Origin of the sequence: Sunxiuqinia elliptica (assembly GCF_900113005.1) — a bacterium.
Lineage (GTDB): Bacteria > Bacteroidota > Bacteroidia > Bacteroidales > Prolixibacteraceae > Sunxiuqinia > Sunxiuqinia elliptica.
Genome location: NZ_FONW01000001.1, coordinates 962412 through 976372, shown reverse-complemented (window position 1 = coordinate 976372; position 13961 = coordinate 962412). Strand labels below are relative to the sequence as shown.

General features: G+C 40.5%; 11 protein-coding genes. 3 read left to right on the top strand and 8 right to left on the bottom strand.

The window, feature by feature from the left end; translation table 11 throughout:
• Nucleotides 1-126: 126 nt before the first annotated feature.
• The 8 genes from BM156_RS03890 to BM156_RS03855 form a co-directional block, all read right to left on the bottom strand.
• On the bottom strand, nt 127-642 hold the full coding sequence (locus BM156_RS03890; RefSeq protein ID WP_093918493.1) for a hypothetical protein: 516 nt from the start codon (nt 640-642) through the stop codon (nt 127-129).
• Nucleotides 639-1340 carry a hypothetical protein gene (locus tag BM156_RS03885; protein ID WP_093918492.1) on the bottom strand — a complete coding sequence of 234 codons (702 nt, stop codon included), beginning with the start codon at nt 1338-1340 and terminating at the stop codon, nt 639-641. Before BM156_RS03885 ends, BM156_RS03890 begins: the two co-directional genes overlap by 4 nt.
• Nucleotides 1341-1346: 6 nt before the next feature.
• Nucleotides 1347-2282, bottom strand: coding sequence for a C39 family peptidase (locus tag BM156_RS03880; RefSeq protein WP_093918491.1), 936 nt, complete (start codon nt 2280-2282; stop codon nt 1347-1349).
• Between the two features lie 6 nt (nt 2283-2288).
• The gene (locus BM156_RS03875) at nt 2289-3836 is read right to left on the bottom strand and encodes a T9SS type A sorting domain-containing protein (RefSeq protein WP_093918490.1); all 1548 of its coding nucleotides are present in this window, start codon (nt 3834-3836) and stop codon (nt 2289-2291) included.
• 196 nt (nt 3837-4032) lie between these two features.
• The gene (locus tag BM156_RS03870; protein WP_093918489.1) at nt 4033-4716 is read right to left on the bottom strand and encodes a hypothetical protein; all 684 of its coding nucleotides are present in this window, start codon (nt 4714-4716) and stop codon (nt 4033-4035) included.
• A gap of 925 nt (nt 4717-5641) precedes the next feature.
• On the bottom strand, nt 5642-6829 hold the full coding sequence (gene kbl / locus BM156_RS03865; protein WP_093918488.1) for a glycine C-acetyltransferase: 1188 nt from the start codon (nt 6827-6829) through the stop codon (nt 5642-5644).
• Between the two features lie 332 nt (nt 6830-7161).
• On the bottom strand, nt 7162-7779 hold the full coding sequence (locus tag BM156_RS03860) for a ribonuclease HII (protein ID WP_212733402.1): 618 nt from the start codon (nt 7777-7779) through the stop codon (nt 7162-7164).
• 148 nt (nt 7780-7927) lie between these two features.
• Nucleotides 7928-9055, bottom strand: a complete 1128-nt coding sequence (locus BM156_RS03855) for a glycosyltransferase family 4 protein (RefSeq protein ID WP_093918487.1) — start codon at nt 9053-9055, stop codon at nt 7928-7930.
• 162 nt (nt 9056-9217) lie between these two features.
• Between BM156_RS03855 and BM156_RS03850 the strand changes: the two genes are divergently transcribed.
• The 3 genes from BM156_RS03850 (at nt 9218) to BM156_RS03840 (ending at nt 13786) form a co-directional block, all read left to right on the top strand.
• Nucleotides 9218-10666, top strand: a complete 1449-nt coding sequence (locus BM156_RS03850) for an oligosaccharide flippase family protein (protein WP_093918486.1) — start codon at nt 9218-9220, stop codon at nt 10664-10666.
• Nucleotides 10663-11301 carry a DUF3267 domain-containing protein gene (locus BM156_RS03845; RefSeq protein WP_093918485.1) on the top strand — a complete coding sequence of 213 codons (639 nt, stop codon included), beginning with the start codon at nt 10663-10665 and terminating at the stop codon, nt 11299-11301. Before BM156_RS03850 ends, BM156_RS03845 begins: the two co-directional genes overlap by 4 nt.
• A gap of 265 nt (nt 11302-11566) precedes the next feature.
• Entirely contained in the window at nt 11567-13786 is a 2220-nt protein-coding gene (locus BM156_RS03840; RefSeq protein ID WP_093918484.1) for an amino acid permease, read from the top strand.
• Nucleotides 13787-13961: the final 175 nt, after the last annotated feature.

Here is a 13961-nt window from a genome sequence, read left to right as displayed (position 1 = left end):
GTTAGATTCAAAGGGCACCACAAAAGGTGCCCTTTTTTAGTTCGTCAAACGCTCATCGACTCCTTTTTAGCGCACAAAAAAAGCCACCGTGCAACAAACACGATGGCTTTCAGTAATATGCTACAACTACTTTTTTCCTCCTTTGTCCATCAACTCCGGATGAGCCTGGTAATAAGCTCTAGCCCTGTTCTGATAACCTTCATGATATTTGGCCCACCGCATAAAATTAAGGCTGTCCCTACGGCCATAGGCATATTGCAGTAAACCTTCATAAAACACTTCCTGGCTGTCATCAAGTTTGTAATAAGTAACTTCCGAGCTGTCTGTTTTTAGAACAAACTGATTGGGGCTAAAATCGGTAATAACACCGCGAAAAAAAGGTTTATATTCTCTCAAATACTTTTCAGGATTAACAGGAATCGTGTAAAAACTATCATTCTTTACTTGGTAACTTAATTGATAATAAAATTCACTAAGAGGATCTTTAAAATCAAAAAATAAAGCTAATGAATCATTGGCATGGATTTCTTTATAATTCTTATCAAAGTAATACCAGCGTCCCTTAAGGTTAATATCCTTGTGAGATGAAGAAGTACAACCTACCAAAAGGATTGCAATTGTTATGATTACGTATTTTTTCATGAGTTATCTGCAAATTCATCTAAATACTTTTCTCTTCTCTCGATTCTTTCTCGCAGCACTTTCAATGAAAAATACTCCTTTGAAAACTCTTCAAACGGGATATCTTTATTGAGCTTTGGAAGACAAACATACAATTGCTCACTATCAATATAACAAAATGCCATAATTGTTTGACAATAAAAGAATCTATCTCTATGATTTTCAATAACTTTATTAAAATAACTTTCTCCTACATTATAGGGTGTTGTATCCCAAAGTGTCCAATGCTTACCAGGCTTCTTATTTGCAAATAAAGCTCCAATCATATGATCATCATAGAATACAAAACTTTTATAATTCTCATACCAGTCTGAAAATAAGGGATGTAAATACTGAATAATGTTTTGAGAATAATCATAATCAAGTACTTCCTTGGACAAATCAAGCACAGGAACAACAAGAACATCTAATTTATCGATATCCTCCTTACTTTCAAGAGGTTCTAACCCAAAGTTTTCTAAATACGAATTATAAATCTTCCATTCTTCATTATTAAGCAATAATAGTGAATCTACAAGAAACTCTTTGACCTTAGCTCGATCATAATTTTCGATTAATTTTTGAGCATTAAATTCAGGATCGGAATTTATACAACCAATAAAACCAGCAACAAAAAATAAGAAAACTAAACTTTTTATTTTAACTACTAGTATATTCATAATTTATTAATTAGGACAGTTAGTTATTCCTTTGACAATTGTAATCTGTGTATTTTCCATTAAGCGACTTGTTACGTTATTGTAACTCCATCTCTCTAACCCTACACTCGGATCTGGGTTTAGTACGTTAAATCTTAATATGCTTCCTGAGTTATTATATCCGTAAATTATTACAGCATGAGCTTGTCCTTCTGTATTATCTACCCTAGCCAATACTGGCCATCCATTTTCTAATGCTTCTATTAATTCTTCCTCACTTGGAGGATAACTGCTAAATCCCACATTGTTTAAATAATTGGCATTGAAATGCCCCCATCCCGCAGGTAGGTCTGGAGGAGAGTCATATTCAGGCCAATAGTCAGCTGCAAAATCATATTGATCGGAGGGGCAATCAAAATAATCTGCTAAAGCTTCGGCACAAGCAAACATGCACCAGTTCGCCGAATCTTGAGTGGTCGGTTTAAGAGGTAAGGGCTCAATTTGAGAAGGTACAAAATTTGGATCAGGATTCCAGGTTCCACCTCCAGAGCCGGTAATTGCCGGATACTCCCAGTATTGCCAAGCACCTGGGCTTGGTTCGTAGCGCCATAAGTCTGAATATGATGTATTAGACGGAGCATAGCTGCTTACATTTGAAGTAAATGATCCATAAACAGTTACTTCGCTAATAGAAACGTGAAAAGCACAACTCGGACAATAAGACCATTGCCCCATGTTGTAAAAATAAGTCCCCTCTAGTATACCTCCTCCTAAGCCAAGTCTCAATAAATAAAATGGATCATCTGGATCGGGATCAGGAATCTCCTCAGCAGGCGCAGATATGGCATGAGCACTTCTAAAACTGAATTTACATTTCATCGAAAATTCTTGAAGTTGCAAAAAGTATATTAACAACGTTAAAATAATACATTTAACGTAAAATGGATGTATATACTGCTTCATTTTCAACTATTTTTTAATGACGATTTTCGAGAATGACTGTCCATTAACATTTAATACCACAATGTAGGTTCCGGGCGTAAAGCCAAAATCAATTTGGTGTGTGTTGTGTCCCTTGTGGCTTTCAGTCCAGTTTTTAGTCATAACAACGACCCCGTTGGTGTTATAAACAGAGAGTACTGCCGGCACTTTTTCATCCAGTTCGTAATCAATGGTAACAGATTGGCCCGCCGGGTTTGGATAAACCTTAAACATGGCATCTTTTTCCTTAATAAAACCAATCATTGCATCCTGCTCTTGCCCGTTCTGCCCGTTTTTAGAGGGATTCTGTTCAATCTCTAAAGCCTCAGCAAGCTCTTCTGCTGGCAGCACAACCTCTTCAGGTTCAACTTTGGCTGTTTTATTCACCAAAGTATCAGGCTCCTGTTGTTTCAGTTTCTCTACGCGTTCAGCAATAATATACATCGGGTATCCGGGTTCTTTTAAACCAGGAACATAGCTTTCTATCTCGCCAGCCAAGTACTTATTGTTTGCCGATAACATTTCCAGTTTGGCTTTAGTAAAAAGCATCTCAACTTGTTCTCCTCTCCGTGTAAGAGCCTTAAAACGAGCTTGATCGAATACCATAACTTTATCAATTATTTTCCCGGAAAAGCTAAGAAGCAATACCGAATTTTCATACCACTCTCCTGAAAAAAATCCATTCTCTTCTTTAATAACCATCTTTAAATCAACCTCTTCTAGAATATGTTCTCTTGACCAATCAAAGGTATACTGTTTCCCTTGCCACTCTCCTGAAATCCTATTTCCTAGATTTTCCTGCTTGATTGGCTTTTCTAAAAAGAGATTTGATGTAATATTCTTTTTATATTCCTGGTCACGTTTAAGATTAACCTCACTTCTGCCATTCCGCTTTTCTTTAATTGCATGTCGGTATCCTCTCTCTATCGCTTTATCAAGAAAAAGAGCAGATTTTGATTGATTTTTCTTAACTCCATAACCATTTTTGTAGCTAACTCCCAACATGTAGGACGCTATTGGACTACCTATCATCTCAGCCTCATTGAACAGTTCTACTGCTTTTTTATAGCTTTGCTCTCCCCCGAGACCTCGATAATACATATAGCCAAGCATGTATTTGCCTTTCGCATTTCCTAAATCAGCGCTCTTTTTGAAGGCTTTCTTGGCTTCTATAAAGTTCTGCTGAGTGCCAAGACCATTTTTATAGAGCACTCCGAGTAAATAATGAGAGTCTGGATTTCCGTTCCTACTACTTTTACAAACCCACCTAAAGGCCTCTTTGTCGGACTTTTGAGTTCCAAGACCTAATTTGTACATCACTCCAAGTTTCAACATGGCTTCATCCATTTGTCCTTCATCGGCACATTCTTTCATCAGTTGAAAAGCTTTTTCGTGATTAACAGGGAGCTCTTTCCCTTCATAGAACTTCATTGCCGTAATGTATTTGGCAAAATAGGTTGCAGCATCGCTTTGTGCCGTTACCGAATAACGGCACAAAACAATGGCGAGAATTAAAAAGAGGTTTCGTTTTTTCATAAATGTTACTTTAATGGTTAGTATTTTTCTTTAGTAGATCGTTCGATTTTCAGTTTTTCAGATATTTGCAACACCATAATCACAACAACCTAGAGCATTACAAATCAATCATTCATGAAAAAATTAACGAACGATTATTTCTTTCAAAAAAAAAGCTAAAAACAGCTAAGCCGATAGGCTAAAACAGCAGTTGGCTTTAAGCTGTTTCTCCTGTTTCTTCCTTATTGTATCGTGTTCCGTAGTCAATAATCATCCGGGCATTTTGATAGGCCGCATAAAAAGCAGGGTCTGAACTTTCGTAAGGGACTATCATCCGGTCTATCCGTTTTTTCAATAAGCGGTCGGTTGTTTTAAACAACTCCTTCATTTGCCCGTTGGCAGCTTTCCGCTCCGATACCGAAAGCCGCTTTTTGGGCATTAGCTGTTCAACGCGTTTAGCCTGGCTTTCCAACTCAGCAACCTGTTCTTCGCTAATGGCACTCGATGCTAAAGCTTCCAGGTTTTCGCGGGCCAATGCGACAATTTCTGATGCAATAATTACCTGCTCCTGATCCCGCTTTTGTGTAAATTCGGACCGCGAAAAATCAACTTTGCCCAACAGGACTTCATTTCCCGATCGCTCGGCCATTGCTGCCAATACCGACGACAACGCAATCACCTGCTTTTCGAGTTTTTGCTGTTCGTCGCGTTTTTCTTCGGTATGTCCTTTAGTATCGTTAGCTATAAGCTGTCGCTTACTGTCAATCTCATTGGTTAGCTTACCTAATTCTTTAATATCATCGGCTAAATCAGGCACTTGTTTCCACACACGGGCGTTAGCCTTTAAAAAGCTTAACACCGCTTTTAACATCATAAGTTTGTTTAATAGTCTTTTATTCATTGCTGTAAATTTTAAAGGGTTGATATTGGGTTGTTTTTTTTAGCTTTATTTTAATCACGAAGGCTTATTTGTAAAAAAGCTGATAAGCTTTTCTAAAGATTGAAACTCTTGAAAAAGGCAAATGCCTATTGCCTTACAGCTACCCCTTATTGAAACAAGACACGAAATAACCAGGATGTGACAATCGTTATTTGAATATGATAAAAGCAATTTCGAATAATCAACTTGAGATTTTCAATACTAACTGCGTTTAATCTGAGCTTTACTCTGGCTAATTATATATTGACGATAAATAATTAGAATTTTACATTGCATTTTTATTCTAAAGAAGTCAATAATCGCTCTATTAAATCATCTAATTGAAAGCAGTCAGCTTCTAATAACAACAGAAAGAGAATAAATCAATTAGGAGACACAGATAAATACGAAGATCACTTATAGAATCGGAAACAGCAGTTTCAAAGAATATGGATTATGTATTTAAGATAAGAAAGACTATTATTGAAATAAAGAAATTTTAATGCTTTTTGAGGAACGAACCATTTTTTTGGTTAAAGTGGCCATTTGAGACAACGAACGAAAATATATCGATAAACAGAGGCTTTAAAAAAATTCAAAAAAGAAGAGAAAAGAAGAAATAAAAACACCAAATAGGTCAAATTATTTCACAAAGGCGACCAATTTGTTCAATATAATCCATAATAGATTGCTCGATTTTCAGACTCCCAACCATTGGTCGAGTCTTCAATTAGAGTGGGAAAACAAAACGCGGCACAGGATAAAAGCACGAAAACTCGAACGAGTATCGAAATTCAACAAATCGAAGGAATTAGAAGAGAGAAATAGGATTGTAATTAAAAACAAAAAAGCCACCGTGCAACAAACACGATGGCTTTCAGTAAATTCTATATTGATTTAGGCTGAATTAAATCACGCCTAATTCTTTTCCTACTTTAATGAATGCTTCAACCGACTGGTCAATTTGCTCATTGGTGTGTGCTGCCGAAAGCTGTACACGAATACGTGCCTTTCCTTTAGGCACAACCGGATAAACAAAGCCAATTACGTAGATGCCTTCTTCCAACAGTTTGTCGGCAAATTTAACGGCCAAAGGTGCATCGTATAGCATCACCGGTACAATTGCTGTTTCGCCTTTTACCAAGTCAAATCCGGCTGCTTCCATTTTGCTGCGGAAACGATTGGCATTTTCCATGGTACGGTTTTGCAATTCAGACGAACTGCTCAACATCTCAATTACTTTTAAAGTTGCTCCAACTGTTGCTGGAGACAAGGTATTTGAGAACAAATAAGGACGTGAGCGTTGGCGCAACATTTCGATAATTTCTTTACGACCCGAAGTACAGCCGCCATTACCGCCGCCCAATGCTTTTCCGAAAGTTGTTGTAATGATGTCGATTTTGCCTAACAAACCAAAGTGTTCGGCAGTTCCGCGTCCGGTTGCTCCAATGTAACCCGAAGCATGCGAATCATCAACCATGACCATGGCATCATACTTTTCGCATAACTCAACAATTTCTGGCAATTTCGCTAAATCACCATCCATTGAGAATACACCATCGGTAACAACAATCCGGTACTTAGCCGATTGGCTGTCAATCAAGCATTGTTCCAACTCTTCCATGTTGGAGTGCTTGTAACGGAAACGTTGTGCTTTACACAAACGAACACCATCGATAATGGATGCGTGGTTCAACTCATCAGAGATGATGGCTGACTCAGGCCCCAAAAGCGGTTCAAAAACACCACCATTCGCATCAAAAGCTGCGCAATATAAAATAGTATCTTCTGTTCCTAAAAATTCAGACGTTTTCACCTCCAACTCCTTGTGAATGGCTTGTGTTCCACAAATAAAACGCACTGAAGAAAGTCCAAATCCCCAGTCATTCATAACATCCTGAGCTGCTTTTACGACTTCAGGATGGTTGGCCAATCCCAAATAGTTGTTGGCGCAGAAGTTTAATACTTCCTGTCCTGATTCAACCTGAATTTTTGAACTCTGAGACGATGTAATAATTCGCTCTGTTTTATACAATCCCTGAGCTTTCAGCTCTTCCAAGGTTTGTTGTAAATCTTGTTTTATTTTCCCGTACATCTTACGAATATTAATGTGTTAGCGTATGCGTATTTGAGCTTATGATCCGGGCAATACCCGGAAGTAAATTAAATTCAAAGTAATTAAATATGCCTGAAACAAAACGTGATAAAAAACAGCACTACCTGCGAAAAGTCAGCTTTTCGGTTAATCCATCAGGAAGATGCCCTTCATCATTTATATTGAATTCCATTGGGAAACAAAAATAGAAAATCGAATGCTGAAAAAACAGCTATTCAGCGCTTTTTAAGTTTCCGGGATAAGGTCTTTTACCCTTTTTAGTTCTTGGCTTACTCTCTGCTCTTACCTCTTTGCTCCATGCCCTTAGCAACTTATAGCTCAAGTGCTAATTGCTTATCCAATAAACGGAAGCTCATCCGATGATGCGGTGAGGGGCCATGCTCCTGAATAGCACTACGATGAGCTTTTGTGGGATAGCCCTTGTTTTTCCGCCATTGGTAATGCGGAAAGTCCTGATCAATCTGATTCATGTAATCATCCCGATAAGTCTTCGCTAAAATTGAGGCTGCCGCAATTGGCAGCAACTTGCCATCACCTTTAATAATGCAATCATGAGCAATTCCGGGAAAGGGTTGAAAACGGTTTCCATCGATTAACAGATGCTCTGGCTTCAGCTTCAACTGTTCAACAGCCCGGTGCATCGCTAAAAACGATGCCTTCAGAACGTTAATTTCATCCACCTCTTGGTTGCTAACCACGCCAACGGCAAAAGCCAGTGCCTGCTCTTCAATGATTGGGCGGAGCTGATAACGTTGCTTTTCGCTCAACTTCTTGGAGTCGTTCAGCAAATCACATTGAAAATCAGGAGGCAAAATCACCGCAGCGGCATACACCGGTCCGGCCAAACAACCACGACCAGCTTCATCGCAACCGGCTTCCACACGCCCTTCTTTCAAAAACAGTTCTAATTTTGATTGTATCTTTTTCAAAACTCAATTTTTATTCGATATTCAGTTAATAGAATCAAGAACCTAGAGCCAAGAATCAAGATGTTAGACAATAGACATTGGACAGCTTCGAACTCTGGGTTAACTTCCCTACTTGGTCCTGATTTGGTTAGCTTTAGGCACTTTCAACTCAGGTATTCAAGCAAATTTGGATACTCCCCCACAGATGATCAGCCGTTTTATCCCAACTAAACTGCTGCAGTTGCTTCTTCCCTTTTTGAATCAACTCTTCACGCAAAGTTTCATCGCTTGCAATCTGAACCATCGCATCTTTTATTTGACTAACCACAAACGGATCAGCATATAAAACAGCATTGCCTCCCACCTCGGGTAAAGAAGTCGTGTTGGAACAAATAACCGGAATGCCAGCACTCATTCCCTCAATGACAGGAATGCCAAAACCCTCGAAATACGGCACAAAGGTTAAAGCCAGTGCAGCTCCCAATACCTGATGCAACTCTTCAATTGGTAATCGCCCGGTAAACACCACATCTTCCTTAAACCGCATACCTTCATAGGTTTTCGAGATTTCTTCGGTTTTAAACATTTCTCCCCCGGTAATCACCAATTTAATATCTGTTTCCATCGATGTCCGAAACGCATCATAAGCCCGCAACAATCCACAAATATTCTTTCGGGGATGCAGTGAGCCAATATACAGGAAGTACTGCTTTCCATCGGTATACTTCTGTCGCGTAGCTTCTTGCTCCTCAGATGTTGTTGGCGTATAGAGTGTATTTACCCCATTGTAAACCACATCGATATCATCCGGATGAATCTTATACGTTCGTATCAGGTCTTCCTTCGAATAATAAGAAACGGTAGCCAAACGCTTGGCTTTCTTGGCAAATTTTGGAAAGAAATGATTGTAATAATGAGCCGTTAGCCAAGGCAAATCCTTGGGGCGGTGGGCAAAATTAATATCATGAATAACAGCCAGCTGCTTAACCTTCGTACTCAAGGATAAATAGCCATCTGGCGACAAAAACAAATCGGCTTTGTATTTGCGTAATACACGTGGTACCATAATTTCGAACCACAAATACCACAACAACGGATGGCGTGTGGGCGGAGCAATAACCAGCGGCGTAACATTGTCCGAAAAAACAAATTCCTCATCGTAAGGTCGATCAAACAAGAACAGAAACTGATGTTCAGGATGGTTTCGGGTAATACGGGAAAGGGTTTCACGCGTAAACCATCCGATACCTTCCAGCTTGCCTTTTTGCAACAATCGGGTATTTACAGCAATGATCATTCGTCAGTTTTTTTGGTTGTCTTTTTCCTTCAAAGGATGTTGTTCTAAATTGTCTGGCTTACTCTGTGTTTCGTGTCATGCCCAGATTTAAACTCAAATGTACAAAGTCTGCACAAAAAATGTTTATTTTTAACCCAATTAATCTGATAAAGCAAACAGCCGTTGAAACGCAAGTTCGTCACTAATCTGATACTGCTTCTCTTTCTCAACCTGCTAATCAAACCTTTCTGGATATTTGGAATTGACCGAACGGTACAAAATATAGTAGGCGCTGAAAGCTATGGTCTGTATTTTGCATTACTCAACTTTTCGGTTATCCTGAATATCCTGCTTGACTTGGGAATAACCAATTACAATAACCGAAACATTGCCCAGCATCACCATTTACTGCAAAAGTACCTGAACAACATTGTCGGATTAAAATTTTTGCTGGCTATTGGCTATGCGTTGGTTTGTTTGGCCGCAGCTTTCATTGTGGGCTACAGCCAGGTTCAGTTACACCTCTTGTTCTTTCTGATCATCAACCAGTTTCTGATCTCATTCACGCTTTACCTGCGATCGAACATCAGTGGGTTACACTTATTTCGCACCGACAGCCTGTTGTCCGTTCTCGACCGTGGTTTGATGATCGTTTTTTGCAGCATCCTGCTTTTTACCAACTGGCTGAACATTGAGTTCTCCATCCATTGGTTTGTTTATGCGCAAACGCTGGCTTACGGGCTAACGGCACTCATCACGTTTGGAATTGTACTGAAGCATGCTAGAAATTTCAAATTGAGGCTAGACTGGCGATACGTTCGTTTGATTTTAAAACAAAGCTATCCCTATGCTTTACTGATTCTGTTGATGTCATTTTACAACCGGATTGATTCTGTCATGCTTGAGCGGATCCTTCCCGATCCATTAGGCAAACAACAGGCTGGAATCTATGCGCAGGCTTTTCGTTTGCTGGATGCAGCTGCGATGTTTGGAGCTTTGTTTGCCGGTTTGCTGCTCCCCATTTTTTCGCGCATGATCAAAAAACGAGAGGAACTGGGGCAGCTCGTTCAATTTGCCTTTTTGCTGATTATTGTCCCGGCCATTTTGGTTGGTGTCACCGCCAATTTTTACGGCCTCTCGATCATGCACTTGTTGTACCATGAACACATGGAGCAATCTGCACCAATTTTTGGAATTTTAATGGCTGGCTTCTCAGGCATTGCAACAACTTATATTTTTGGGACTTTGCTAACTGCAAACGGGAGTTTAAAGCAGCTCAACCTAATGGCTTTTTGCGGGATGCTGATCAATATTGGGCTCAACCTACTGCTGATTCCAAAGTTCTATGCGGCCGGATCGGCTTATGCCAGCTTGGTCACCCAGTTGCTTACCGCGGTTGCGCAACTAGCCATCGCCACTCACCTGTTCAAGTTTAAAATCAACTATTTGCTCCTATTGAAGTTAACGGGATTTCTACTGTTCGCAATTTTAGTTGCCAAACTGAGTTTATTCCTTAAGAGCTGGCAAGTAGGCGTTGTTGTCCTATGGAGCGCAGGGCTGATCTATGCTTTTATGAGCCGGTTAATTTCGTTGAAAGCACTGGTTGCCATCTTGAAAAATGAGCAGGAATGAAGCAAAAATTGACCCCACAAGATTTAATTGAAGGAGAGGATTTTGAGTTACTCGCCGAAGTGGATCACCTTCATATTAAACAGTTTATTTTTGAGCAGCTAGCAGAAGAGAAACAGCTGATTCGTAACTATTCAGCTTACCAGCTAGCCATGATTGGACTATTCATCATCCTGCTGGTTAAGGCAATTATTCTCTCGACCCGCGATATGAGCTTGCCCTTAGTGGCTATGGGAGCTGCACTTCTTTTTTCGTTCACCCTGCTGATCATTCTGCACGAACTGATTCATGCGCTGGCTTACCGCATCAAAGGAGCGGGGCCTGTCCGCTTTGGGGCCATTTGGCATAAATTCATTTTCTATGCAGCAGTTGACCAACAAGTCGTTGATTACCCTTCTTTTCGGGTTGTTGCCTGGGCTCCATTTGTTGTTGTTAAAGTCATTACGATTCTTTTGGCGATACTTTTATGGGCCACTCCCTGGGCATACTTCTTTCTGGGAGTCATGTGTATCCATTCCCTGTTTTGTGCCGGAGACATGGCGATGTTAGCCTTCTTCAGGCTACATCCCGACAAGCAAATCTTCAATTTTGACGACCTTGCTCAGCAAAAAACATTTTTCTATTTCAAGAAGAAATAAGTTCACCTGGTTAAACGCTCAAATGCCCAACTCTGCCAATTCTGAATTCAAGCATTTTGTTGAAATCCGAGACTTGCACAACAGCTTAAAATGGCGGTTTGGATGACAATACTTTCAATTAACCATCGATTTATTTTCATTAAGGCAGTATAACAAATCGTTCAAATTAATATCTTGTAACCATCAACAAAGGAATTTCGAGGAATGTGCCTTTTTTATGATCATTACGTATCATTCCTTTGTTAGAACATCAAAATGATAAGCTATGGGAACAACTAAAAAAGAGTTTGGAACTGCTCCTGTATTTTTCACGGCTATGTCAACCATACTTGGGGCCATTCTATTCCTAAGGTTTGGGTATGGTGTTGGAACACTCGGTTTTTGGGGAGTTGTGTTAATCATTTTACTGGGGCACTTGGTGACCATCCCTACCGCATTAGCCATTTCTGAAATTGCAACGAATAAACGTGTTGAAGGTGGAGGAGAGTACTTCATTATTTCCCGCTCGTTTGGCTTAAATATTGGAGCAACCGTGGGGATTGCCCTTTACCTGTCACAGGCAATCAGTGTGGCATTCTACATCATTGCTTTCACCGAATCGTTTGAGTTTCTTTTTCAATACATAGAAGTGAATTATAATTTTGTACTTCCACGGCAAGCCATAAGCCTACCAGCCATGGCAGGCTTATCCTACTTGATCTTGAAGAAAGGGGCGGCCATGGGAGTTAAAACACTCTATATCATTGTTGGAATCCTGGCTTTAGCCTTAATCCTGTTTTTTGCAGGAACAACAGACTATTACGAGGCCAACACCTTTTCCATCTTCTCGGCTGAGATGCGCAATATGAATCAATTTTTTATTGTGTTTGCTATCATTTTCCCAGCCTTTACCGGTATGACCGCAGGAGTTGGCTTATCCGGCGAACTGAAGAACCCATCCAAGGCCATTCCGTTGGGAACCACCCTGGCTACCTTTTCCGGAATGATTGTTTACTTATTCATTGCCTGGAAACTGGCATCATCAGCCAGCCAAACAGATCTTCTTGAAGAACAGCTAATCATGGGCAAGATTGCTCTTGGTGGCAGTATTATTATTCCCATCGGGCTGGCGGCCTCTACACTTTCATCGGCCATCGGATCCATCATGGTTGCTCCACGAACCCTGCAAGCCTTAGCAACCGACCGATCTTTTCCAGGCATAAGAGTCAATGCCTTCCTGAAAATAAACGACAAAAAAACAGGTGAGCCCATCAATGCCAGCATTGTAACCATTTTAATTGCCTTCATTTTTGTTGCTGCAGGAAATGTCAATGCCGTTGCCGGAATTATCTCCATGTTTTTCATGGTAACTTACGGCTCGCTGTGTCTGATCTCATTCCTCAATCACTTTGGCTCATCACCTTCGTACCGTCCTTCGTTCCGCTCGCGTTGGTATTTCTCACTTATTGGTTTTGTGACCGCCTTGTTTGTCATGTTTAAAATTGACGCGCTATACGCTTTCTTGTCGTTATTGGCCATGGCACTCATTTACCTGATGGTTAACCACTACCACAAAGACCGAAAAGGACTGGAAATTATTTTCATCAATGCCATTTTTCAGCTCAATCGCAACCTGCAGGTTTACCTTCAAAATGCCAGAAAACGGACTTCTTATAAAGAATGGCGTCCTAGCTGTATCTGCATTTCAGACAAAACTGACGAGCGCAAAGAGGCATTCCGCCTGCTAAACTGGATTTCGTACAAATATGGATTTGGTACCTATATTCACCTCATTCACGGCTACTTTTCAAAAGCCTCAAACAAAGAAGCCAAGGCAAAACTGGATAAGCTGATCCTGCAATTTGGGAAAATTGAGAGCCAAGTGTATGTTGACACCATGATTTCCCCATCATATACCTCTGCCATTGCCCAGGCCGTGCAGCTTCCAGGCATTACCGGGCTGGACAACAACATGCTCATTTTTGACAATAACACCAACGATGAAGATGGCTTAAAGCGAATTATTGAGAATTACGGCTTGGTCAATGCTGGGAATTTTGATGTGCTAATTCTGCGGACCGGACTGGATCCGATTGACTCGGACAAGGATATTCATTTGTGGCTGAAACGAAGTGATGAGTTCAACGCCAACCTGATGATTTTGCTAAGTTTCATTATTTATGCGCACCCGGATTGGAAAAAGAGTGCCATCAAGATTTTTGACATTTCGAAACCAGGTGAAATTGAAAATACAAAAACACATCTTCAGGACCTGATTATACGCGGGCGCCTACCCATCACGCTCAAAAACATTGAGTTTTTAGAAGAACAGGATGATGTAAGTATCCAGGAGATGATCAACCAACGGTCGGCCGATGCCGGACTAGTCATTCTGGGTTTCCGTGGCGACCACCTGAAACACCAAGGCACACCACTCTTCCAAGGTTTTAACAACATCGATTCGATGCTGTTTGTCAACAGTCATGATGAAAAGGTGATTGAATAGAGCCCAGAAGTAGCAACAGTTCCGGCATGAAGAGCTGCCGCAACCGAACCAGAGGTAGGAAATTTTCATTTCGTGGGATGTGGAAACGAAAACTGACAGCCAACTTTTACTTCCGGTGAAGCGGAAATGAAAATCGACAGCCAACTTTTACTTCCGGTGCTGCGGAAATGAAAAC

Coding starts and splice junctions, on each gene's coding strand:
- BM156_RS03890 (WP_093918493.1), bottom strand. CDS start 642: ATGAAAAAATACGTAATCATAACAATTGCAATCCTTTTGGTAGGTTGT.
- BM156_RS03885 (WP_093918492.1), bottom strand. CDS start 1,340: ATGAATATACTAGTAGTTAAAATAAAAAGTTTAGTTTTCTTATTTTTT.
- BM156_RS03880 (WP_093918491.1), bottom strand. CDS start 2,282: ATGAAGCAGTATATACATCCATTTTACGTTAAATGTATTATTTTAACG.
- BM156_RS03875 (WP_093918490.1), bottom strand. CDS start 3,836: ATGAAAAAACGAAACCTCTTTTTAATTCTCGCCATTGTTTTGTGCCGT.
- BM156_RS03870 (WP_093918489.1), bottom strand. CDS start 4,716: ATGAATAAAAGACTATTAAACAAACTTATGATGTTAAAAGCGGTGTTA.
- kbl (WP_093918488.1), bottom strand. CDS start 6,829: ATGTACGGGAAAATAAAACAAGATTTACAACAAACCTTGGAAGAGCTG.
- BM156_RS03855 (WP_093918487.1), bottom strand. CDS start 9,055: ATGATCATTGCTGTAAATACCCGATTGTTGCAAAAAGGCAAGCTGGAA.
- BM156_RS03845 (WP_093918485.1), top strand. CDS start 10,663: ATGAAGCAAAAATTGACCCCACAAGATTTAATTGAAGGAGAGGATTTT.
- BM156_RS03840 (WP_093918484.1), top strand. CDS start 11,567: ATGGGAACAACTAAAAAAGAGTTTGGAACTGCTCCTGTATTTTTCACG.